Source organism: Arthrobacter sp. W4I7 (assembly GCF_030816215.1).
GTDB classification, from domain to species: Bacteria; Actinomycetota; Actinomycetes; order Actinomycetales; family Micrococcaceae; genus Arthrobacter; species Arthrobacter siccitolerans_A.
In genome coordinates this window covers 2938653-2961341 of the sequence record NZ_JAUSXU010000001.1, presented here as the reverse complement: position 1 = coordinate 2961341, position 22689 = coordinate 2938653, and the positions used below count along the sequence as shown (strand labels likewise).

General features: G+C 66.2%; 22 protein-coding genes and 1 pseudogene. 16 read left to right on the top strand and 7 right to left on the bottom strand.

Annotated elements, in window-relative coordinates:
• From QF047_RS13530 to QF047_RS13520, 3 genes are read left to right on the top strand one after another with little or no spacing between them, the layout of a single operon-like run.
• Complete coding sequence (locus QF047_RS13530; RefSeq protein ID WP_307277886.1) at window positions 1-765, top strand: CoA transferase subunit B; 765 nt, start codon at window positions 1-3, stop codon at window positions 763-765.
• Window positions 762-1358 (top strand): MaoC family dehydratase, encoded by a 597-nt coding sequence (locus QF047_RS13525; protein ID WP_307277879.1) that lies wholly within the window; start codon window positions 762-764, stop codon window positions 1356-1358. The genes QF047_RS13530 and QF047_RS13525 overlap by 4 nt, the downstream gene beginning before the upstream one ends.
• Window positions 1355-2194, top strand: a complete 840-nt coding sequence (locus QF047_RS13520; RefSeq protein ID WP_306638881.1) for a CoA ester lyase — start codon at window positions 1355-1357, stop codon at window positions 2192-2194. The genes QF047_RS13525 and QF047_RS13520 overlap by 4 nt, the downstream gene beginning before the upstream one ends.
• A gap of 29 nt (window positions 2195-2223) precedes the next feature.
• Here QF047_RS13520 and QF047_RS13515 read toward each other — a convergent pair whose 3' ends face one another.
• Window positions 2224-3693 carry a lipase maturation factor family protein gene (locus tag QF047_RS13515; protein ID WP_307277874.1) on the bottom strand — a complete coding sequence of 490 codons (1470 nt, stop codon included), beginning with the start codon at window positions 3691-3693 and terminating at the stop codon, window positions 2224-2226.
• Between the two features lie 73 nt (window positions 3694-3766).
• Here QF047_RS13515 and dxr point away from each other — a divergent pair, with 73 nt between their 5' ends.
• The 8 genes from dxr (at window position 3767) to QF047_RS13475 (ending at window position 10840) form a co-directional block, all read left to right on the top strand.
• Window positions 3767-4951, top strand: coding sequence for a 1-deoxy-D-xylulose-5-phosphate reductoisomerase (gene dxr, locus QF047_RS13510; RefSeq protein WP_307277871.1), 1185 nt, complete (start codon window positions 3767-3769; stop codon window positions 4949-4951).
• A gap of 18 nt (window positions 4952-4969) precedes the next feature.
• On the top strand, window positions 4970-6301 hold the full coding sequence (locus tag QF047_RS13505; RefSeq protein ID WP_306638885.1) for an RIP metalloprotease: 1332 nt from the start codon (window positions 4970-4972) through the stop codon (window positions 6299-6301).
• Between the two features lie 58 nt (window positions 6302-6359).
• Window positions 6360-7034, top strand: a complete 675-nt coding sequence (locus QF047_RS13500; protein WP_307277868.1) for a hypothetical protein — start codon at window positions 6360-6362, stop codon at window positions 7032-7034.
• Window positions 7035-7121: 87 nt separating this feature from the next.
• On the top strand, window positions 7122-7877 hold the full coding sequence (locus QF047_RS13495; protein WP_307277864.1) for a MarR family transcriptional regulator: 756 nt from the start codon (window positions 7122-7124) through the stop codon (window positions 7875-7877).
• Complete coding sequence (locus QF047_RS13490; RefSeq protein WP_307277861.1) at window positions 7874-8386, top strand: hypothetical protein; 513 nt, start codon at window positions 7874-7876, stop codon at window positions 8384-8386. The genes QF047_RS13495 and QF047_RS13490 overlap by 4 nt, the downstream gene beginning before the upstream one ends.
• Window positions 8387-8493: 107 nt before the next feature.
• The gene (locus tag QF047_RS13485) at window positions 8494-8787 is read left to right on the top strand and encodes a YciI family protein (protein WP_307277857.1); all 294 of its coding nucleotides are present in this window, start codon (window positions 8494-8496) and stop codon (window positions 8785-8787) included.
• A gap of 33 nt (window positions 8788-8820) precedes the next feature.
• Complete coding sequence (ispG, locus tag QF047_RS13480; protein WP_235521789.1) at window positions 8821-9987, top strand: flavodoxin-dependent (E)-4-hydroxy-3-methylbut-2-enyl-diphosphate synthase; 1167 nt, start codon at window positions 8821-8823, stop codon at window positions 9985-9987.
• Window positions 9950-10840: a DUF4081 domain-containing GNAT family N-acetyltransferase gene (locus QF047_RS13475; RefSeq protein WP_307281949.1), complete on the top strand. Its 891-nt coding sequence runs from the start codon at window positions 9950-9952 to the stop codon at window positions 10838-10840. Before ispG ends, QF047_RS13475 begins: the two co-directional genes overlap by 38 nt.
• Here QF047_RS13475 and QF047_RS13470 read toward each other — a convergent pair.
• Genes QF047_RS13470 through QF047_RS13460 form a run of 3 tightly spaced genes read right to left on the bottom strand, consistent with a single transcriptional unit; the run spans window position 10837 to window position 13132 of the window.
• Window positions 10837-11487, bottom strand: a complete 651-nt coding sequence (locus QF047_RS13470; protein WP_307277854.1) for a TetR family transcriptional regulator — start codon at window positions 11485-11487, stop codon at window positions 10837-10839. The two genes, QF047_RS13475 and QF047_RS13470, sit on opposite strands and share 4 nt — an antisense overlap.
• Window positions 11484-12227, bottom strand: coding sequence for an ABC transporter permease (locus QF047_RS13465; protein WP_307277851.1), 744 nt, complete (start codon window positions 12225-12227; stop codon window positions 11484-11486). Before QF047_RS13465 ends, QF047_RS13470 begins: the two co-directional genes overlap by 4 nt.
• Window positions 12228-12238: 11 nt before the next feature.
• The gene (locus tag QF047_RS13460) at window positions 12239-13132 is read right to left on the bottom strand and encodes an ABC transporter ATP-binding protein (protein WP_307277848.1); all 894 of its coding nucleotides are present in this window, start codon (window positions 13130-13132) and stop codon (window positions 12239-12241) included.
• A gap of 418 nt (window positions 13133-13550) precedes the next feature.
• On the opposite strand from QF047_RS13460, the pseudogene QF047_RS13455 reads away from it, so the two are divergent.
• The 3 genes and pseudogenes from QF047_RS13455 to QF047_RS13445 all read left to right on the top strand — a co-directional run bounded on the left by QF047_RS13455 (window position 13551) and on the right by QF047_RS13445 (window position 17656).
• Window positions 13551-15363: pseudogene (locus QF047_RS13455) on the top strand (proline--tRNA ligase).
• A gap of 8 nt (window positions 15364-15371) precedes the next feature.
• Complete coding sequence (locus tag QF047_RS13450; RefSeq protein ID WP_306638901.1) at window positions 15372-16190, top strand: TSUP family transporter; 819 nt, start codon at window positions 15372-15374, stop codon at window positions 16188-16190.
• A gap of 74 nt (window positions 16191-16264) precedes the next feature.
• The gene (locus QF047_RS13445) at window positions 16265-17656 is read left to right on the top strand and encodes an aminotransferase class V-fold PLP-dependent enzyme (protein ID WP_307277843.1); all 1392 of its coding nucleotides are present in this window, start codon (window positions 16265-16267) and stop codon (window positions 17654-17656) included.
• A gap of 14 nt (window positions 17657-17670) precedes the next feature.
• Here the strand turns inward: QF047_RS13445 and QF047_RS13440 are convergent, their stop codons facing one another.
• The 3 genes from QF047_RS13440 to QF047_RS13430 form a co-directional block, all read right to left on the bottom strand.
• Complete coding sequence (locus QF047_RS13440; RefSeq protein WP_307277839.1) at window positions 17671-18744, bottom strand: aminoglycoside phosphotransferase family protein; 1074 nt, start codon at window positions 18742-18744, stop codon at window positions 17671-17673.
• 47 nt (window positions 18745-18791) lie between these two features.
• Window positions 18792-19520 carry a VIT1/CCC1 transporter family protein gene (locus QF047_RS13435; RefSeq protein ID WP_307277836.1) on the bottom strand — a complete coding sequence of 243 codons (729 nt, stop codon included), beginning with the start codon at window positions 19518-19520 and terminating at the stop codon, window positions 18792-18794.
• A gap of 233 nt (window positions 19521-19753) precedes the next feature.
• Window positions 19754-20860 carry a DUF4439 domain-containing protein gene (locus QF047_RS13430; RefSeq protein WP_307277833.1) on the bottom strand — a complete coding sequence of 369 codons (1107 nt, stop codon included), beginning with the start codon at window positions 20858-20860 and terminating at the stop codon, window positions 19754-19756.
• Window positions 20861-20966: 106 nt separating this feature from the next.
• On the opposite strand from QF047_RS13430, the gene rimP reads away from it, so the two are divergent.
• The gene (gene rimP, locus QF047_RS13425) at window positions 20967-21575 is read left to right on the top strand and encodes a ribosome maturation factor RimP (protein WP_306638907.1); all 609 of its coding nucleotides are present in this window, start codon (window positions 20967-20969) and stop codon (window positions 21573-21575) included.
• The gene (nusA, locus tag QF047_RS13420) at window positions 21575-22555 is read left to right on the top strand and encodes a transcription termination factor NusA (RefSeq protein WP_306638909.1); all 981 of its coding nucleotides are present in this window, start codon (window positions 21575-21577) and stop codon (window positions 22553-22555) included. Before rimP ends, nusA begins: the two co-directional genes overlap by 1 nt.
• Window positions 22556-22689 lie beyond the last annotated feature (134 nt).

The following is a 22689-nucleotide window of genomic DNA, read 5'->3' as shown; positions in this document are numbered from 1 at the left end:
ATGGACCCGAACAGCCCCTACGCCCCGCGTCCCGAAGGTGTCCGCCCCGAGTACCGACGGGCAGCCGGGCAGCATGAAATGGCCGCGGACGGGAGCGGCACCAAAGGCTGGACCAGGAACGAACTGGCCGCCCGGGTGGCGCGCGAGCTCCATAACGGCCAGTACGTCAACCTTGGCATCGGCATGCCCACCCTGATCCCCAATTACATTACCGCCGGCGTGGAAGTTGTGCTGCACTCCGAAAACGGGATTCTCGGCGTCGGCCCTTATCCCGCGGAGGATGCCGTTGACCCGGACCTGATCAACGCGGGCAAGGAAACTGTCACGGTCAACAAGGGGGCGGCATTCTTCGATTCGGCGGCTTCCTTCGGCATGATCCGGGGTGGCCATGTGGACGTCGCCGTCCTGGGCGCGATGGAGGTGGCCGAGAACGGTGACCTCGCCAACTGGATGATTCCCGGCAAGATGGTCAAAGGTATGGGCGGCGCCATGGACCTGGTTTTTGGCGCCAAAAAGGTCATCGTGATGATGGAACACGTTGACCGGAACGGGAAGCCCAAGATCGTCAAGCAATGCTCCCTGCCCTTGACCGGCAAGGGCTGCGTGGGCCGGATCATCACGGATCTGGCAGTCATCGACGTCGTCGCAGACCGCTCAGGTTCCCGGCTGGTACTGCGGGAACTGGCGCCAAACGTGTCTGTGGAGGATGTAGCGGCGGCCACCGGCGCCGAGCTCTTCGAGGAAGACCGGGAACTGACGGTATGAGCAGTGAGAACGGGGTTTCGACCGGCCCAACCACCGGGAACGGGGTTTCGACAGGCTCAACCACCGGCTCTGACACGGGGGAGCGGCGCGTCGTTGAGCAGCGCGGGCTGTACTTCGATGAGCTGGAGGAGGGGGTGCTGTACGCCCACCGGCCCGGCCGGACGGTCACCGAAGCGGACAACGTCCTGTTCACCACCCTCACCATGAACACCCAGGCCCTGCACCTCGATGCGGCCTGGAGCGCCGGGCAGCCGTTCGGCCAGCGGCTGGTCAACTCGATGTTCACCCTGTCCACAGTGGTGGGCCAGTCCGTGTCGCAGCTGACGCAGGGAACCATCATCGCCCAGCTGGGCCTGACTGACGTTTCCTTCCCGCATCCGCTGTACCACGGCGACACTCTCTACACCGAGACCGTGATCAGCGGGAAGCGGCTCTCCTCGTCCCGGCCCGGCCAGGGCATCGTCACCATGGAGCACACCGGCCGCAACCAGGACGGCACCGTGGTGGCACTGGCCAAACGCAGCTGCCTGATGTGGACCCGTGAAGCGCACCGGCAGCAGGCCGGCGGCGAAAGGGGCACAATACCGGTATGACCTTTGTGATGGGCCCCGCCCTGCTTTTCTGCCCTGCCGACCGGCCGGAGCGCTACCAGAAGGCTGCCACCCGCGCGGACGCCGTGATCCTCGACCTTGAGGATGCCGTGGCCCCCGGGGATAAGCAACGAGCCCGCGGTGCTATCCTGGCCCAGTTGGGAACCACGGGTGTGGAACCGGAGCTCGAACCCAGCTGCACCATTGTCAGGGTCAATCCCGTTGGTACCGCGGACTTCGAAAAGGACCTGCACTGCCTGGCCCACACGCCCTACCGCACGGTGATGCTGGCCAAGGCCGAATCGGCCGAACAGCTTAAGGCGCTGGAGGGCTACCATGTGATCGCGCTGTGTGAAACGGCCTTGGGCGTGCTCAACGCCCCGGCCATCGCCGCCGCTCCCAACGTGGTGGGCCTGATGTGGGGAGCGGAGGACCTGCTGGCCACCCTGGGAGGTACCTCCAGCCGGACCGACGACGGCGGCTACCGGGCGGTGGCGCTGCACGCCCGCTCCAGCGTCCTGCTGGCCGCACGCGCTTTTGGTAAGGAAGCGGTGGATGCCGTGTACACCAACATCCCCGACCTCGACGGACTCGCTGCCGAAGCAGCTGATGCCGTGGCCTCCGGCTTCAGCTCCAAAGCGTGCATCCACCCCGACCAGGCCGCCGTGGTCCGCAAGGCTTATGCACCCACTGACGACGAGGTTGCCGCCGCTCAAGCGCTCCTGGAAGCGGCAGTGTCGGCTGGATCGGGAGTCTTCCAGTACCAGGGAAAGATGATCGACGGACCCATCCTCAAGCATGCCCAGGAGATCATCCGCCGCGCCGCTGCGGGCGCATAACCCGGCACGAAGTCATCACGGACGTTCAGCTACCGTTGCCGTCCCTGCGGCCGCCGCAGCGAAACGGGCGGAATTGGCTCGTGGATCAGCGTCCGCACCCAACGGTTCCCCGTTTCCCGGAACTCCTTCCGCGTTGAGAACCGGTAGTGGTAGCTGCGCACGCGCACCAAATGCGGGGCCACGCCGTCGAACGGGGCATCACGGAGGAGCCGCAGCATCTGGCGGTCCGCCTCCAGCAGCTTGCCCAGGAAGGCGTAAAACCACTCCTCGTGGACAGTCCTCAACGGCAGGAACCACATCAGCCAGTCCAGCCGCAGGTGGTAGGGCGCCCACTGCCGGGGGAGCCGCCGAAGGTCCCCGGGCTTGCCTTTGAAGCCGTACTCGCGCCAGTCCGAGGAGTCGTCCGGCTCGTCGTCAAGCGTTCCCTCCACGACGATTTCGATGCGCTGCTTCGTCACCGATCCGAACGCCCCGTATGTGTTGACCAGCTGCCAGCGGTTGAAGCTGGCGTTCATCAGCTGGCGTTTGGAGAACAGGTTCCGCAGCGGCCAGTAACTGAGGACCACCAGCAGCAGGGTGGCCGCCAGGGTGACCACCAGCCACCACACCGGGGTCTGCCGGTCCACACCTGCGTCGCCGTGCCAGTCCAGCGGGATCACCGGGAACACGGCGTGGGCCGCCGGGTCGCTCACCGCGGCGAAGGCCAGCACAATGGCGATCCAGTTCAGCCAGGCGAAGTTCCCGGTGGCCACGAGCCACAGCTGGGTGGCGATGACCACAGCCGCTGCCACGCTGGCAACGGGTTGCGGCGCGAACAGGAAGAAGGGCACCACGAGCTGGGCGAAATGGTTGCCCAGGACTTCCACCTTGTGCAGGGGCTTGGGCAGCAGGTGCGCCTGCCGGCTCAGGGGCCCGGGCATCGGCTGCGTCTCATGGTGGTAGTACAGGGCGGTCAGGTCGCGCCATTCCCTGCCGCCGCGGATCTTGATCATTCCCGCGCCGAATTCCAGCCGGAACACGAGCCAGACAATCAGGATCAGGATGGTGCGCGGCGGCTCCGTCTGGTTGGAACCCAGGAAGGCCACCGTGAACCCCGACTCCAGCAACAGCATTTCCCAGCCGAAGCCGTAGAACGTCTGGCCCACATTCACCACGGACATGTAGAGCAGCCACAGGGCCAGGAACGCAATCAGCGGAACCCATGGCGGCCCGAGCTGCGGGATTCCGGCCACGAGCAGGGCCGCTATCAGAAGCCCCGCCGCGCACACCCAGCGCAACAGCCGGTCAGAATACCGCCAGCGGAAAAGGGTGGGCCGGCGCAAACGGCTGAACCCCGCAAGGTACTCCGGCACCGGCAAAAGGCCCCGCTCACCCAGCAACGCCGGGAACTGGTTCAGCGAGGACAGGAACGCAACAAAATACAGTGCTGCCACCCCGCGCTGCAGCACCTGCCGGGCGAACTCGTACTCCGGCGCATCAAACCATGAGAGCCAGTCCACGCAATCCACGTTACGCCCGGCCCTGCTGGGGTCAAGGCGCTGCGGGTCAAGGATGGTGCGCGATACTTAACCAATGCAGCCACGCAAGATCGCCCTCCTCGGATCCACCGGCTCCATCGGCACCCAGGCGATTGACGTCGTCGACGGCGCCGCGCACCTTTTCGAAGTGGTGGCGCTCAGCGCCGGGGGAGGAAACCTCGAACTCCTCGCCCGCCAGGCCGTCCACACCGGCGCCCGCGCCATCGGCATTGCCGGCGGGGACGCCGGCCAACTCGCGGCGCTCGTGGCCGACGCCGCTGCCGCAGCAGGCAAGCGCGGCTACCGGCCCGAGATCTTCGCCGGGCCGGACGCCTCCACCAGGATCGCCGAAGCCGAGGCGGATGTGGTGCTCAACGGCATCACCGGATCCATTGGACTCGCACCGACGCTCGCGGCGCTGAAGTCCGGCGCCACGCTCGCCCTGGCGAACAAGGAATCCCTGATTGTGGGCGGCGAACTGGTCAAGGCTGCTGCCAGTGAAGGCCAGATCGTTCCCGTGGACTCGGAGCATTCAGCCATCGCCCAGTGCCTGCGTTCCGGGTCGGCAGAAGAGGTGGACAAACTGATCCTTACGGCCTCCGGCGGCCCTTTCCGGGGCCGGAACCGGGAGGAGCTGCACGACGTCACGCCGCAGGAGGCGCTGGCGCACCCCACCTGGGACATGGGGGTCATGGTCACCACAAACTCCGCCACCCTCGTCAACAAAGGGCTGGAAGTGATCGAGGCTCACCTGCTCTTCGACGTGCCGTTGGACCGGATCGACGTGGTGGTCCATCCCCAGTCCGTGGTGCACTCCATGGTCCAGTTCATTGACGGATCCATCATTGCGCAGGCCTCGCCGCCGGACATGCGCCTCCCCATAGCGCTGGGCCTGGGCTGGCCGGACAGGGTCCCCAAAGCGGCCGCTGCCTGCGACTGGACCCAGACCGCAACCTGGACCTTCGAGCCCTTGGACGTATCCGCCTTCCCGGCGGTGGATCTTGCCAAGGACGCCGCGAAGCAGGGCAGCACGTTCCCTGCAGTCTTCAACGCCGCCAACGAAGAAGCCGTCACGGCGTTCCACGCGGGCCGTATCCGGTTCACTGACATCGTGGACACCATCGCGGCCGTTCTCAGCGAACACTCAGGGTCCTCCGGGCTGACGGTGGAATCCGTACTGGATGCTGAGAGCTGGGCACGTGCGCGCGCCAATGAACGTTTAGCAGTCAGCAGTCTCTAAGGAAGCAGCAATACCTCCATGACCCCCGTTCTCCTTTTTGTTCTCGGTGTCGTCTTTGTGGCCATCGGCATCGCGGCCTCCATCGCGCTTCACGAGGTGGGCCACCTCCTGCCCGCCAAGCTCTTCAGGGTCCGCGTCACCAAATACATGATTGGCTTTGGCCCTACCCTGTGGTCGCGGCGGAAGGGCGAAACTGAGTACGGCGTGAAGGCGATCCCCTTGGGCGGCTACGTGTCCATGATTGGGATGTACCCGCCCAACAAGGAGGACGGAACGGTCCGCCCGTCCAGCACGGGGATGTTCCAGACCCTGGCCACCGAAGCCCGGTCCATGGCGCACGAGGAAGTGGGGCCGGGCGATGAAAACCGCGTTTTCTACCGGCTTCCGGTGTGGAAGAAGATCATCGTTATGCTCGGCGGTCCGGCCATGAACATAGTCCTCGGTGTGATCCTGACGGCCGTCCTGCTGATGGGATTCGGTATGGCCACAGCTACCACCACCATCTCTGATGTTTCCAAATGCCAGGTAGCCGCGGGTGAGACGGTGGATCCGGATTCCGCCGACTGCCAGCTCACCCCGGCCGCCGCTGCCGGCCTGAAACCGAATGACACTGTCACCTCCTTTGACGGCAAGACGGTCACCAGCTGGGACCAACTGACCGAGTGGATCCGTTCCTCCGCCGGACGGGAGGTAGCGATCACCGTCGAGCGTGACGGCTCACCCGTGTCCACCACCGTGACCCCCGTGCTGTCCGCCCGGCCCATCATCGGTGCGGACGGCCGGCAAGCGAAGGACGACGGCGGCAATCTCCTTTACCAGGACGTCGGCTTCCTCGGCATTGGTGCGCAGACTAAACTCGTGGCCCAGCCGGCGTCGTCCGTCCTGCCCATGGCCGGCGAGAACATCAAGCAGGTGGCCGGCGTGATTCTTAACCTTCCGGCCCGGGTGGTGGGCGTGGCGAAGGCTGCCTTCAGCGAGGAACCACGGGACCCCAACGGCCCCATCAGCGTGGTGGGCGTCGGCAGGGTGGCCGGTGAAGTCGCCGCCATGGAGGAGATCCCCGTCCAGTCTCGGGTGGCCACCCTGATCGGACTGCTGGCCGGGCTCAACTTTGCGCTGGCGGTCTTCAACCTGGTCCCGCTGTTGCCGCTTGACGGCGGGCACGTTGCGGGCGCGCTCTATGAAGGGGCCCGGCGCAAGGTGGCCAAACTGTTCGGCAGGCCGGACCCGGGAGCGTTCGATATAGCCAAGCTCCTCCCGGTGACCTACGTGGTGGCCGCGTTGCTGATGGGCATGAGTGCACTGCTCATTTATGCCGACATCGTGAAGCCGGTGAACCTCTTCGGCTGATACTGGAGGTACGTCGAGGGGCAGGCCAGCCACCCCCGCCGGGAGAGAGGTGGACACAGTGAACACGCAAGACACCAGCCGCTGGACCCGGGCAGGATTGTGGGCACTGCCCGTCGCATGGCTCGTCACAGCATGGGGCGGGCTCGAGCCACAGCCTGACCAGGAGGAGGACCCGGGGTCCTGGGCCCGTTTTGTCAGCTCCGATTCGTACCAGTTAGGCCACCTGCTCGGCGCTACCGCAGGCACCATCCTGGCCCTCTTCGGAGTCTTCGCCTTAGGCTGTTTCCTGGCCAACAGCCGGTCAGGGCGCCTTGCGTTGCCCGCGATGATGACCGCTGCTGCCGGTACCACTTTGCTGCTGGTTCCGGCAGTCATCTCCACGTTTGCCACTCCGGCCATTGGAGCGGCCTACCTCAAAGGCAACGAGGACGTGATGCAGTTGGAGTTTCCGGGGTCCATGACCGGAGCCTTCCTGCTCGGACTCCTGCTTGCCTTCGTGGGTTCAGTCCTCCTGGGCGTCGCGGTATGGCGTTCCGGGGTTCTGCCGCGCTGGGCAGGGGCACTTTGGGCAGCAGGCGCCGTCGTGTTTTACGTCCTGGGCGTTGTCCTGGGACTGGCTACGACAGGCAGCAGCCTGCCAACGCAATCCGCGGGCGCAGTGTTCCTGGCAGCGGCCGGGGGATGGATCGCCTGGAAGGTATCCCGGCAGGTTCCCTTACCCGCCACAGGGTGAGGATCAGACATCAGCCACTTTCGGCTGATAGTAAATAATCAGCTATTTATGATTGATTATTACCAATCAGCTGCGTACGGTTAGGGCATGTACGTTCTGACCGTTGACCAGAGGGGCAGCACCTCCGACGTCGATCGCGTGCCGGAGCTGATTTCCGCACTGCAAAGCCTCACGCCCGCGCGCTTTGAACGTTCGGTAGGTGACGAGCTCCAGGGCGTCGTGGAGCAACCCGACGAAGTGGTGGATATCGCCCTGCATGCCCTCCGCAGCGGGTACTGGTACGTCGGAATCGGTATCGGTGTGGTGCAGCTGGTTCCGGGAGGCAGCCCCCGCGAAGGGTCCGGAAGCGGATTCGTCGCCGCGCGCAAAGCCGTGGAGCTCGCGAAGAGCGCCGCGGGACAGGTGCCGTTGTCAGTGGTGGCGGGCACTATTGGCCGTGGCAAGGAAATCCCGCCCCAAGCCAAGGAAGGTGCCATGGCCGGTGCAAACGCCCAGGCTGTGCTTCGGTTGATTGGACGTCTTGTCCAGCAACGGACGCAGGCCCAGTGGCGGGTAGTGGACAGCCTTCGCGCCCTGCAGGCGGGCGACGGCAAACACGGCAGCCAGAAGCATGTAGCCCACCAGCTGGGAATAACGGAGCAATCGGTGAGCCGTGCCGTCCTTCGCTCGGGCTGGCAGGAAGAATGGGCAGCCAGGCCGGCGGCAGCAATGCTCCTCGACTACGCCCAAAGCCGGATCGTAGCTACCCAAACTGCCCCGACCCAGACTGCCGCGACCCAAACAGCCCAGCCTCAAAGCGACCCGCCCCAAACTGCCCGGCCCCGGAATGAAGGAGACATGTGACCGCACTCTGGATCACCGTCGCACTGCTCGTGGCCGGCTTCGCCGGCTGGCCGGTGACGGCCCTGGTGTTCCGGCTCGCCCGGACCATCGACGACAGGGCGGATGCCGCCAAAGCTGCAGAAGAGGCCGGGAGGGCAGCGGAGGACCCCTCGGCAGACGTCACTGTTGATTCCCCACACATCGAAACGCAAAGCGTGGACGGTGAGCTGACAGCGGCCACTGACGCGCCGCCGTCGGCCGGATCTGCTGCGGAACCGCCGGCGCCAACCCAGCGCATCCTGCGCGGCGGGGCGATCATCGGAATCCTCGAAAGGCTCGGGGTTTGCCTGGCCATCCTGACCGCGCAGCCGGTGGCAATCGCCTACATTGTGGCCATCAAGGGCCTGGGCAGGTTTGCGGAGTTGAAGGAAACACCCGTGGCGGCCGAACGCTTTATCATCGGGACACTGGCCTCCATGCTCTGGGCGGCCGGAACGGCAGCGGCCGTCAAAGTTTTGTTCCTGTCCTAGGAACAAATTGCCGATGTCCTGGGAACAAATGCCGATGCGGGTGTGGGAAGAATCCCGTTCGGGCCTCCGGATGCGTGCAACGGCAGGCAGGGCGATAGGGTAGCCGTATGACAGTTTTTGCCGTTGAGTACGTTTACGCCGCCGATTCCACCGAAGCCCGCAACGAGTCCAGGCCAGCACACCGCGAATGGCTCGCGGGCTTGGCGCAGGACGGCGCCCTCCTGGCCAGCGGTCCGTACGGCGACGGCGCCGGGGCGCTCCTGATCTTCAAGACAGCAGACGAGGCCGCCCTCAACTCGATTCTCAAGCAGGACCCCTTCGCCGCCGCCGGAGTCATCGCCGGGACCCGCATCACGGAGTGGTCACCCATCATCGGCGTGCTCGCCGGACTCGTCGCGTAGCCGCCTCAACACCTTCAAATTCTAGGAGTCCACGTGACCTCGGTCAGCTTGGGAATGCCTGCAGCACCGCCGCCCGTCCTTGCCCCCCGGCGCAAGACCCGCCAGATCAAAGTCGGTTCAGTGGGGGTCGGTTCTGATTCCCCCATCAGTGTGCAGTCCATGACCACCACGCCCACCACCGACATCAATGCCACCCTGCAGCAGATCGCGGAGCTCACGGCGTCCGGCTGTGACATCGTGCGCGTCGCCTGCCCTTCGGCAGACGACGCCGAGGCGCTGCCCATCATCGCCAGGAAGTCCCAGATCCCGGTCATCGCGGACATCCACTTTCAGCCGAAGTACGTCTTCGCCGCCATCGAAGCCGGCTGCGCCGCCGTGCGCGTGAACCCCGGAAACATCCGCAAGTTCGATGACCAGGTCAAGGAAATCGCAGCAGCAGCACGCGATCACGGGACGTCCATCCGCATCGGTGTGAACGCCGGCTCACTGGAGCCGGGCATCCTCAAGAAATACGGCAAGGCCACCCCTGAGGCGCTGGTGGAGTCTGCCGTCTGGGAAGCGTCCCTGTTTGAAGAGCACGGCTTCCACGACTTCAAGATCTCTGTGAAGCACAACGATCCCGTGATCATGGTGGCGGCTTACGAGATGCTGGCGGAGAAGGGCGACTGGCCGCTGCACCTCGGGGTGACCGAGGCCGGGCCGGCGTTCCAGGGAACCATCAAGTCCGCCACGGCCTTCGGTGCGCTCCTGTCCCGGGGCATCGGCGACACCATCCGGGTTTCCCTCTCCGCTCCGCCGGTGGAGGAAATCAAGGTGGGCAACCAGATTCTCCAGTCCCTGAACCTCCGCCCCCGGAAGCTGGAGATTGTCTCCTGCCCGTCCTGCGGCCGCGCCCAGGTGGACGTGTACACGCTCGCCGAGCAGGTGACTGCCGGCCTGGAAGGCATGGAGATCCCCCTGCGCGTGGCCGTGATGGGCTGCGTGGTGAACGGTCCGGGCGAGGCCCGCGAGGCAGATCTTGGCGTTGCTTCCGGCAACGGCAAGGGCCAGATCTTTGTGAAGGGTGAAGTCATCAAGACTGTGCCCGAGAGCCAGATTGTTGAGACACTGATCGAAGAGGCCATGCGTATCGCGGAAGAGATGGGGGAGGCCGATGGCGAAGATGCTGTCAAGGGTAGCCCCGTGGTTAGCGTCTCGTAAGGACGTCCCGGACCCGCCGGGACTTTCCGTCCGCACCCTGGACGGGACGGATACTGCCGCGCTCAGGCTGCTGGCACAGCAGGATCCGGTCGCCAATGTCTTTATCCTTGCCCACCTGCATGCCGCCGGCACTGCCGCGCCCACCAGCGGCGGCGCCGGCGTTATTGGTGTTTTTGACGACGGCATCCTGGTGGGGGCGTGCTGGGCAGGGGCCAACCTGGTTCCGGTCCAGCTGGACCCCGAGCTGGCAGGTGTGGTCGCGGAAGTAGCCAACACCTCCGGCCGCCGGTACGCCTCAGCCTTTGGCCCGGCCGAGTCGGTCCTGGCCCTGCACGCCGAACTCGTGGAACTGGGCCACCGGGCCCACGAAGTCCGCGCCGAACAGCCCCTCATGACCATCACGGGCCCGCCGTCGATCGCACCGGACCCCGGCCTGGCCCTGGGAAACCTCGCCGACTTCGACCGCATCCTTCCTGCCTGCGCCGCCATGTTCGAGGAGGAAGTGGGGTATTCCCCGTTCCTCGGCGGCAGGGAGTTCTACAGCCGGCGCGTGGAAGGGCTGATCCGCCAGGGCCATTCCCTGGTCCACTTGAATAACGCCCGCGAGGTGGTTTTCAAAGCCGAACTGGGCGCCGTTACCTCCGAGGTCACCCAGATCCAGGGCGTCTGGATGAACCCGCTCTACCGGGGCCAGGGCTTGAGTGCCGGGTACATGGCCGCCGTGGTGGAGCAGGCGCGGAAAGTTGCGCCCATCACCAGCCTGTACGTCAATGGCTTCAACCTGCGCGCCCGCGCCACCTACGAGCGGGTCGGCTTCCAGCAGGTGGGCACGTTCGCTACTGTTCTTTTCTAGCCGCCTGTTCCAGCCGCAGAGGTGCCGTTAGCAGCCAGGTCGCCGGTCAGGTACCGCTGTACATTCGGTGCCACGAGCCTGACGACCTCCTCCCGCGCAGCCGATGCCATGGGTTCCAGGCGGACCACATAGCGGACCATCATGAGTCCCACCATCTGCGTCGCCACCAGGTCTCCGCGCAAGGCAACTTCCTGGGGCGGCCCAGGCACTCCTGCCATAATCCGGCTGACGACAGTCCGGGTCACCAGTTCGCGGAGGAGTGCCGTCCGGGCCTTTGAGCTAAGGGTGCCGCGCAGGAAGGCCAGCAGGCTTGGCTGGGCGGGACTTTCCCAGAGGCGCAGGACGGCGCGGACGATCAACTCGGCCCGCTGTTCCGGGCGGGCGGCCGAAACATCCGCCAGCACGTCCTCCGGGTCGGCTGGGAGTTCCACACTCTGGGCGAAGAGCTCATCCTTGCCGTTGAAGAAATGGTGGACCATGGCAGGATCCACCCCCGCCGCGCGTGCCACCTGCCGCAGGCTGGTGCCCTCGAAACCGTGTTCGGCGAACAGCCTCCGGGCGGCATCCAGGATCCGGTCCCTGGACTCCGTTGTTCCGCCGCGCCGACCCCGCCGTGCGGGCAGGGAATCTCCTTCCTGCGCCCTCATGCAGTCCGCCTGCGCAGCGTCAGCGACGCAAGCACCAGGACGCCCAACACGATGGCACCCATGACGGCCGCATCCTGCCACATCCGTTCAGTCGCCCCCGGGTTGGCCGCAATCTCCTGCAGGGCATCCACGGAGAACGTCAACGGAAGAATATTCGAGATGGCCTCGAGGACATCATTCATGCGGTCCCGCGCCACGAACAGTCCGCATAGGAGGATTTGCGGCACCACCACTACCGGCATGAACTGGACCGCCTGGAATTCGGTGCGGGCAAACGCTGAGCAGAGCAGGCCCAGGGCCACGCCCAGGACTGCGTTGATGACGGCGATCAGGACCACGAAGCCAGGCGGGCCTTCAATATCAAGATCGAAGATCCAGTACGCCACGGCTGTGGCCACCAAGGATTGCAGGGCGGCCATGATGGAGAACGCGAGGCCATAGCCAAAGAGCAAGTCGGATTTATGGACGGGTGTGGTGAGCAACCGCTCCAAGGTCCCCGAGGTCCGCTCACGCAGCATAGTGATGGAGGTGACCAGGAACATCACCACAAACGGGAAGATGGCCAGCATCATCAGCCCTACGCGGTCGAACGTGCGCGGCGCCCCGGGCGGCAGGGTCTCATTCTCGAAGAGGAAATACACCGCCGTCAGCAGAAGCGCCGGGACCACCAGGATCATGGCGATACTGCGGTGGTCGTGCCGGAGCTGCTCCAGCACCCGGCGGGTGGTTGCGAGCATCATCAGGACATCCATCACCGCACGCTCCTGTCCTGAGTTGCCCTGTCCTGAGCTGCCTTGTCCTGAGTTGTACCACCCTGCGCGGCCCCGTCCTGGGCAAGATCGTCCTGGCCCGGATCGTCCTGGTCCGGATCGTCCCGGGCAAGGGGAGCCCGTTCTCCTCCCGCCTCCTGGATGATGTGCAGGAAGGCTTTCTCCAGGTCGGCGCTGTGCCCGCGCCGGCTCAGCTCTGCCGGCGTCAGCTGGGCCAGCAGCCGGCCTTCCCGCAGGAGAAGGAGCGTCTCGCAATGGCTTGCCTCCTCCATGACGTGGCTTGATACGAGCAGCGTGGTCCCTTGCGCGGCCATGGTGCGGAAACGGCCCCAGAGGTCCGCCCGCAGCACAGGGTCCAGCCCTACCGTCGGTTCATCCAGCACCAGCAGGCGCGGGCGGGCCACCAGCGCGCAGGCGAGGGATACGCGGCTGAGCTCGCCCCCGGACAGATCCGAGGTCTTCTGCCGCGCCAGCGGTTCCAGTCCGACGGCGGCAATCGCCTCCGCTGCGTCGGCCGCCCCTTTGCGGTGCATGGCCCCGAAGTAGCGCACGTTGCCTTCCACGGTGAGATCAGGGTAGACGCTGGGCAACTGCGTCACATACCCCACCTGGTGCCGCAGCGGGCTGCTGCCCGCAGGCTGCCCCAGGACACGCACAGAGCCTGAGGTGATGCGCTGCACCCCGACGATGGCCCGCATCAGCGTGGTTTTCCCGCTTCCGGAGGGACCCAGGAGTCCGGTAATTTGTCCGGCAGGAATAGCAAAGTCAAGGTCCCGAAGGACATGAGTCCTGCCCCGCACAACCGTCACGGCGCTGGCTGCCACCGCAGCGGTGTTGCCCTCAGTGAATGCGCTTTCGGGTGCCGAACGTGACATGGCCGCCTCCGTTGAACTGCAGGTGGTCCGGGGCCGGAAAGCCCGTTAATTCATCACCTGATGAATTAACGCTAAGCCTGCAGGTGCCCGTAATCAACCGCATTGAATGGAAAAGTACTTGATAAATGTGGGCGCTATCACTTAGGTTCGATCTAGCTGCGCTGGAGTGGCGTGGGCGGTCTCACCAGTCCTCACCAGTACTTAGGCGATAACGGCGTTGAGCCACGCCCGGATGCGATGACCAGCCTCGAGGGGGGCCAGGGGCTTTGTATTCCCGGGCGTGGCTCTACTGTGTCCGGAGGAGCCGGGGGCCTACCCGGGGAGTGGGGGCCAGGTGTCCAGTGCCGGTAGATTAGTACCCAGACGAATTTGTCCGGCCCTGCTGATCCAGCACCTCCCCAGAAACGGATATCCTCCCGTGGTTACAAGACTGTCCCAGCTTTTCCTGCGCACGCTGCGTGAAGATCCCGTCGACGCCGAGGTGGCCAGCCACCGGCTCCTGGTCCGTGCGGGCTACATCCGCCGTGCTGCCCCCGGAATCTACACCTGGCTTCCGCTGGGCCTCAGCGTCCTCCGCAAGGTCGAGGCCATCATCCGTGAGGAAATGGCGAATATCGGCGCTCAGGAAGTCCACTTCCCGGCCCTCCTGCCGCGTGAACCCTATGAGGCCACCAACCGCTGGACCGAGTATGGCGAAGGCTTGTTCCGCCTCCAGGACCGCAAGGGCGCGGATTACCTGCTGGCCCCCACGCACGAGGAAATGTTCACGCTGCTGGTCAAGGACCTTTACTCCTCCTACAAAGACCTCCCGCTCAGCCTGTATCAGATTCAGAACAAGTACCGCGATGAGGCCCGCCCCCGGGCCGGCCTGCTGCGCGGACGCGAGTTCATCATGAAGGACTCGTACTCTTTCGACGTTGACGACGCCGGCCTGGACGCCAGCTACACTGCCCACCGTGGTGCCTACCTGCGCATCTTCGAGCGCCTCGGCCTGGAAGTCATCCCCGTCACCGCAACGGCGGGGGCCATGGGCGGATCCAAGAGCGAGGAATTCCTTCACCCCACCGATGTGGGCGAGGACACCTTCGTCCGCTCCGCCGGCGGCTACGCAGCCAACGTTGAGGCGGTCACCACGGTTGTCCCTGCCGACATCGACTACAGTGACGCCCCGGCGGCTGAAGTCCTTGACACCCCGGATACCCCCACCATCGACACGCTGGTGGCTGCAGCCAACGAGCTGGCTCCCCGCAGCGAGGCCGACGGCGGTGCCTGGACCGGGGCGGACACGCTCAAGAACGTGGTGCTCGCCGTTACCCTGCCCACCGGGGAACGCCAGCTTGTGGTCATCGGACTGCCGGGCGACCGTGGCGTTGACCTGAAGCGCGTCGAAGCCAACATCGGCTCCTTCCTGCCCATCGCCGGCGAGATCGGCCTGGAGGCAGCCAACGACGACGACCTCAAAAAGCAGGCCCTCATCGTCAAGGGCTACCTCGGCCCCGGCCTCACGCTGGGCGAACCCCTGCTTGGCAGCGAAAGCGCCACCAAGCTCCTGTACCTCGTGGACCCCCGCGTTGTCAGCGGCACCACCTGGATCACCGGTGCCAACGAAGCCGGCAAGCATGTGTTCGGCCTCGTGGCCGGCCGCGACTTCACCTGGGACGGCGTCATCGAATGCACCGACGTCCACGAAGGCGATCCCGCCCCTGACGGCTCCGGTCCTTTGGAAATCGCCCGCGGCATCGAGATGGGCCACATTTTCCAGCTGGGCCCGCAAGTATGCCGCGGCCCTGGACCTGAAGGTCCTGGACCAGAACGGCAAGCAGGTGGTGGTCACCATGGGTTCCTACGGTGTGGGCGTGACCCGCGCCGTGGCAGCACTGGCCGAATCCAACCATGACGGCAAGGGCCTGGTGTGGCCCCGCGCGGTGGCACCCGCAGACGTCCATGTGGTGGCTGTGGGCAAGGGTGAGGACATCTTCGCCACCGCCGAGCAGCTGGCAGCGGAACTTGAAGCCGCAGGCCTTGACGTCCTTCTGGACGACCGGCCCAAGGTCTCGCCGGGCGTGAAGTTCGGGGACGCCGAACTCGTGGGCGTCCCCACCATCCTCGCCGTGGGCCGCGGCCTGGTGGACGGTGTTGTCGAGATCAAGGACCGCCGCAGCGGCGAAGCCGAGAACGTTGCCGTGGACAAGGCGGTTGACTACGTGGTCAACGCTGTCCGCGCCTCCTGACCCCGGAAGTGCTCCTGGGGATTGAGTCCATCCAGCTCACCACGCTGGTCCTGATCGTGGTGGCCGGTTTCGCCGCCGGCTGGGTGGATGCCGTGGTGGGCGGGGGCGGGCTGATCCAGCTCCCCGCCCTGCTGCTGGTACCGGGCATCACTCCCGTCCAGGCGCTGGCAACGAACAAGATGGGGTCCATTTTCGGTACCGCCACCAGCGCCGTCACCTACTACCGGCGGGTGGGACCGGACCTCCGGACGGCGGTGCCGATGGCCGTCATTGCCCTGGCCGGCAGTTTCGGCGGCGCCGTCCTTGCCGCCAGCCTGCCGTCCAGCGTCTTCAAACCCATCATTGTCGCCGCACTGGTGGCAGTCGCACTCTTTACGGCGCTGAGACCCGACGCCGGCCACATCACCGCGCTGCGGCACGAGGGCCACAAACACTATGTGGTGGCCTGTCTCATCGGTGCTGTGATCGGCTTCTATGACGGCCTGATTGGCCCGGGGACCGGTTCCTTCCTGGTCATCGCCCTGGTCTCGGCTATGGGGTACGCGTTCCTGGAAGCCAGCGCCAAGGCGAAGATCGTGAATATGGCAACCAACGCCGGTGCGCTGCTGTTCTTCCTGCCGCACGGTTCCATCCTGTGGGCCCTGGGCCTGCTGCTCGGCGCAGCCAACATGGCCGGCGGATACCTCGGGGCACGGACGGCGGTGGCGCAGGGCAGCAAGTTTGTCCGCGTGGTCTTCCTGGTGGTGGTAGCTGCCCTCATCATCAAACTCGGCTTTGACGTCTGGCAGGAAAATTTCGCCACCCAGGGCGTAAACGCAGCAAGGTAACGCCCACGAAGTGCAGCGGGCACCAGGGGAAGCCAAGGCTCGTGGCGGTGAACGGCCGGGCGTAGCATGCAGGTATGCCACAGGGTGACGATGAATACGCCAGCGCTTTGTCTGCAGCGGCTGGCCACGCCACGGCATGGCTTCGCAGCCTGCCTGACCGGCACGTCGGCCCCCGTGTACCGGCCCATGACCTGACCGGGGCGTTCGGCGGCCCGTTGCCAATCTCCGGCATGCCCGCGGCAGACGTCGTCGACCTCCTCGCCCGGACAGCCGAGCCCGGGCTCATGGCCATGCCGTCCGGCCGCTTCTTCGGCTGGGTCATCGGCGGAACCTTGCCCGCGGCCCTTGCCTCCGACTGGCTGGTCAGCGCCTGGGACCAGAACGCCGGCCTGCGCTATGCCACCCCCGCCATGGCAGCCATCGAGGAAATCGCCGGAACCTGGCTGCTGGAACTGCTGGGGCTTCCCGCCGGGTCCGACGTCGGCTTTGTCACCGGAGCCACGATGGCCAACTTCACCGGGATGGCAGCGGGACGGTGGCGGCTCCTCGCGGACGCCGGCTGGGACCTTGACCGTGACGGGTTGAGCGGCGCTCCCCGCATTCGCTGCTTCGTTGGCAGGGAGCGGCACGACACCGTAGACCTCGGCCTCCGATACCTCGGGCTGGGCAGGCCCGTGATCGTGGATGCCGATGACCAGGGACGCCTGATTCCCTCAGCCCTGGAAGCAGCGCTCTCTGAAGGTACCGGGCCGGCCCTCGTGTGCCTGCAGGCAGGAAACCTCCATTCGGGTGCCTTTGATCCATTTCCCGAAGCCATCCGAATCGCCAGGAAGCACGGTGCCTGGATCCACGTCGACGGCGCTTTTGGCCTCTGGGCGGCGGCCGCCCCGGACCTGCGTCATCTCATCCGCGGCTTCGAGGACGCCGATTCGTGGGGAACTGACGCGCACAAGACCCTGAACGTGCCCTACGACTGCGGCATCGCGGTGGTGCGGGACGCGTCCGCCCTCCGGTCCGCGATGGGCCTGCACACCAGCTACCTGATCCATGACGCCGAAGGGCCTGGCGACCCCTTTGAGAAGGTACCCGAGCTGTCACGCCGCGCCCGGGGCGTGCCGGTGTGGGCGGCACTGAAGAGCCTGGGCCGTGACGGCGTGGCAGCCCAGGTGCGGGGGCTGGTGGATGCCGCCTCGTCGATCGCCGCAGGGCTCGCGGATCTGGACGGCGTGGAGGTGCTGAACGACGTCGACTACACCCAGGTGAGCGTGGCGTTCGGCGACGACGCCACCACCCGTGCCGTGACGGCGCGCATCATCGAGGAGGGCAGGGTGTGGATGTCCGGCTCCCGCTGGCGGGACCGGGACATCCTGCGCGTGTCCGTGAGCAACTGGCGGACAGGGGAGGACGAAGTGGCGACTGCCGTTGCTGCTGTCGGCTCCGCCCTTGCTGCAGTGAAGGGTGCTTGATCAACTGAAAGCCTTCAGCTGACGCCTGCAGCCTTGCCGGGCTCCGGCAGACGGTGGGCCGGGGGAAGCCCGTCAAGGGTTCTGCCAGCGAGGGTGCTGGCCACCCAGAGGGAGCGGGCCAGATCGCCGCGATGGTCGGGCTTGCCCGCATACCCCAAGGCGTTTGCCACTTCCCGGGCGATGCCCCACTGCCGGGCCACGTCCGGGTCCATGCCCGCCGCAGAACTGAACTCGGCGCAGCGCCGGCGAAGACCGGCCGCAGGGTCGTCCAACGGCAAATCGGACAGGCGGTTCCACAGCAGCGGCGCCACGGCAAACTCCGGCTCCCCGATCATCGGTTGGGGATCGATGGCGGCGTAACCGGCCGCCGTCGTAAATTCCGTCTCTGCCTGTCCGGCTACTGCTTGTCCGGCCGATGCCTGTCCGTCTAGGCGCGCCAGGACGTTGAGGTAATGCAGGTCCGTATGCACCAGGGCATCACGCGCCGAACGCCGGCCCACCGCACCCCGGGTCTGGCACACCTCCAGGGCGGCCTCGAGGAGCCACCGGGGGAAGGGGCGCCTCAGCTGTTCCCAGTCGGCAGGCAGGTCATCGCTCCATTGCTCCGCCCGGGCGGCGATGTGCTCGAACTCAAACCACTGCGGCCGGTCGTCGGGGGTGAGGCTCAACTGCCGCACCAGCCCGGCCCAGACCACCACGGCGTCTTCCATGGGTACGGTGGCGAGCGAGCGTCCGCCGTCGAGCCGTTCCAGGAGCATGGCGCAGGTGCCGGCGTCGGAGGCGAGCAGCGCTACCGCGCCCCGGCCCTGCCAGAGGGCCAGGGCGTGCCGCTCGACCCTGGCTTCGTCGTGCGGAAAGGCGATCTTCAGGGCAGCCGGGGCGCCATCCTCCTGCCGGACCGGGATGACTATTCCGCCGTGGCCGTTCCAGGGCAGGGCGCCGGGGAGCAGGTCCGGGGTCAGCTGCCAGTTTTCCAGGCGGCCCCGGATGAGGTCCGGCAGCGACGCGAGCCATGCGCGCCCGGCACTGCTGCGGGTGTAGCGGGCAGCGAGGTCCGGAGGGATGGGTACTACAGCTGGCTGGCTCATCAATCCCAGCCTAAGTCCACGGGCGCGGCCAGTACCGCAGGTCCCGGTCAGACCACGCCCGTGGCCCCCAGCAGGTTGCCGATGCTGAAGGTTGCGGCGAGTGCCAGGGCTCCGCCCACCACCACGCGTACGGCGGCGCGGAGCCTGGATCCGCCGCCGATCCAGGCACCCAGTGCTCCCGTCAGCGCCAATGCCAGGAGCACAGCGACGAAGGTGACCTGAACCCGGACGTCCGGCGGCGGGAGAAGGATGGCCAGCATGGGCAGCGTTGCCCCGATCACAAAGGCCACCGCCGAAGCAAAGGCCGCATGCCAGGGGCTGACAATATCGTCTTCGTCAATGTTGAGCTCAGCGGAAAGGTGTGCCGCGAGGGCGTCGTGCGCGGTCAGTTCCGCCGCCACTTGCCCGGCCGTTTCCGCACTGAGGCCCTTGGCCTGGTAGATCGCCGTGAGTTCTGCCAGTTCCAGCTCAGGTTCTTCGGCCAGCTCGCGGCGTTCCTTGTCGATCAGGGCTTTCTGGCTGTCGCTTTGGCTGCTGACCGAGACGTACTCGCCAAGCGCCATCGACACGGCACCGCCCACCAGGCCGGCTGCTCCTGCGGCAAGGATCGCGCCGGACGCGGCAGTTGCTCCGGCGACGCCCACCACAATCGCTGCTACGGAAACGATCCCGTCGTTGGCGCCCAGGACACCGGCGCGCAGCCAGTTCAGGCGCTGGGCCATGTCGTTCCGGTGGGGTTCATTGTCGTGAAAGGAGGATGCGCCCGCGGTGTCCATCCCTACAGCAAACCATCCGGCGCCCCGGCCTGCCAGCACCCGGGGAGAAGGGGCCGGCGATCAATGTGCAGTGTGCGAGCTGCTCCCGGCCCAAGCGGAAGCTGCCCGTCGCCCGGGACAAGTGCGCCCGCCATCACTGGGGCAAGCGGAAGCTGCCCGTCGCCCGAGACAAGTGCGCCCGCCATCACTGGGGCAATGGCGGAAGTCGCCCCTCGCCCAGGACCAGCCCGCCATCACTGGGGCAATGGCGGAAGTTGCCCTTCATCCAGCACAAGGCCCGGTAGCGGGTTCGGGCCGGCGCCCCAGTGCTGTGCGCGCCGCGCTGCTGCCTGGAGGGCCGACAGGGCCCACGCCCTCGTGGCCCCGTCAGCCAGGGCCACGACGTCGCCGTAGGACGGCAAAGTGTCGGTCTCCAAGGCAGCAAGTCCGGAGGCGGGAGCGTCGAGGAACCCCGGGGCCAGGACGTACCCGGGCGGCTGCGGTGGCAGGGCCCCGCACTGCACCAGCGCATACTCGTCGGCCTGGGCTGCGAGCCCATGGTGCTGCGCCAGGAATTCCGACGCCGGGCCGGCAGCTTCCGGAGGAAGGCGGGTGAGTGCCGCCTGGTAGCCGTACACCGTCTGCAGCTCGGCGCCAGCGGCGGCGACGAGGGCGGTCCCCAGGCTGGCGGCAGCGGGAGGGGAAGTCGAGGCGGAATTGGCAGGGGAGGGCGTGGCCGGGCATGCAGGGGCGGGCAAGGTGGCGTCTTGACGTGCAGTCACTTGCGGTTCAATTTCAAGGGCGCCTGCCGCGCCAAGCCGTTCTGCTGCGAGGAGTTGCGCCGTCCCGGCGCCGGCAAGCAGACGTGCCATGCCGCCGTCGGCCGTTTCCGCGTCCTTGAGGCGCTGCCGGCCGCTGGCAGCGAGGTCTGCCGCGAATTCCGCAATTGGTACTGCGCCACGAGGGCTGGGGGATGTGGGAGCTGCGGTGGGCCGCACACTGGCCGGCGGCGCCGCTTGGGGTGAAGCTGCAGCTGCGGATGCCGCATTTCCCGGCGGCAGCAGCGCCCGGGCGTGGATGGTCAGCAACGTCACAACCTGGCCCATAGCGTCGGCGGCCGGAGTGCCGGCCGCTCCGCCCATTTCCGCAGCTGCCAGCTCCTGCCCGGCTGACCGCAGCTCCAGGGCCTCCTCCAGCGCGGCCGCCCGGGCCTGCTCGGAGAAGGGTGGTTCCGCAGGAGCAGGCGGTTCTGGCGGGATCAGGGCGAAGCCGAGGCTAAGGACAAGAAGGGCCGCGAGCGAAAAAACGGCGTACCGGAAATAGCGCATCCGCCTGCGGTTTTCCTGGTTGTCGTCTTTCACAACAGACCATGGTGTCACGTCGGGGAGGAATCTCCGTGCACCAATGAACCGGTAAAATAGCTACGCTAGTACACACAACATCATCTATAGGGAGGCGGCCGGCATCGTGAGCAATGCAGAAGCCACGGCTTCATCAGACCATACCGGAACGGGTAAGGCTGAGGCCGCACACAATCCGGAAGCTGCACGCCTCAGGGCGCTCCTTGAACCCTCGGTCCAGGCCAACCGCCTGTACCTGGAGGACGTGGCCATCCTTCCCGGATCCCACCGTGTAGTCCACGTAGTGGTGGACCTGCCGCAGGAGGAGACCGGCGGCGTCAGCCTTGATGTCATTGCCGACATCTCGAAGGTGCTCTCCGATGTTCTGGACAACGATCCCGGAGATGACGGCCGTCCCTACGATCTTGAAGTCTCCTCGCCGGGCGTCGGCCGCCCGCTGACAGAGCCCCGCCACTGGCACCGCGCCAAGGGCCGGATGGTCAAGGTCAACGTGCTCCAGGGCGACAACGTCACAGGCCGCATCCAGGCCGTTGACAATTCCGGCGTGACCATCGTGCCTGAGATCGCCGTCAAAAAGGGGATGAAGCCCAAGCAGGGCGATCCCATCAAGCTTCCTTTCGACAGGATCCGCAACGGAAAAGTCGAGATCGAATTCAGCCACCTCCTCGAGGATGGTCTGGAACCTGGACACAATGGACCTTCTGAGGAGGCCTGATGGATATTGACATGAGCGCACTGAGACTTCTGGAGCGTGAGCGTGAAATCCCGCTGGACCTCCTGATCCCCACCATTGAGCAGGCGCTCCTGGTGGCCTACCACAAGTCGCCCGGCGCCTTCGAGAAGGCCCGCGCGGAACTGGACCGCAAGAGCGGCCATGTGACCATCTGGGCTGTGGAGATTGACGACGACGGCGCCCCCATCGGCGAGTTCGAGCACACCCCGGAGGGTTTCGGCCGCATTGCTGCCAGCACCGCACGGCAGATCATCCTGCAGCGGCTCCGCGACGTTGAGGACGACAACGTACTGGGCGAGTTCAAGGGCCGTGAAGGCGAACTGGTGGCCGGCACCATCCAGCAGGGTCACAACCCGCACATGGTCCAGGTCAACCTGGGCACTGTTGAAGCGCTCCTGCCCCCGCCCGAACAGGTGCCGGGGGAGAAGTACCTTCACGGCAACCGCCTGCGCGCCCTGGTGATCGACGTGCACCGCGGCTCCAAGGGCCCGTCCGTCACGCTGTCCAGGTCCCATCCGGGGCTCGTCCGGAAGCTCTTCGAACTGGAAGTTCCCGAAATCGCCGACCGCTCCGTCGAGATCGTTGCCCTGGCCCGTGAAGCCGGGCACCGCACCAAGATCGCCGTCAAGGCCAACATCCCCGGCATCAACGCCAAGGGCGCCTGCATCGGTGAGATGGGTTCCCGGGTGCGGGCCGTGATGACGGAACTGAACGACGAAAAGATCGACATCGTCGACTTCAGCGAGAACCCCGCCACGTTCATCGCCAGTGCACTGTCGCCGTCGAGGGTGAATTCGGTCACCATCACTGACGAAGCCACTCGTTCCGCCCGCGTGGTGGTTCCCGATTACCAGCTTTCCCTGGCCATCGGCAAGGAGGGCCAGAACGCCCGTCTGGCGGCCAAGCTGACCGGCTGGCGGATCGATATCATTTCCGACGCAGCCACCACGCGCGAAAACTAGGCAGGCACGCTCCCGGGGCGGCCACGCCCCGGGAGCGTTGCGGTTTCGGGCAGAACGGCCCGGAGGGGCTAGAATAGAGAAGGCCGCGCCCAACGGCCGGCAGCCGTGTGCCTTGAGCATGCCCCTTCCGCTGA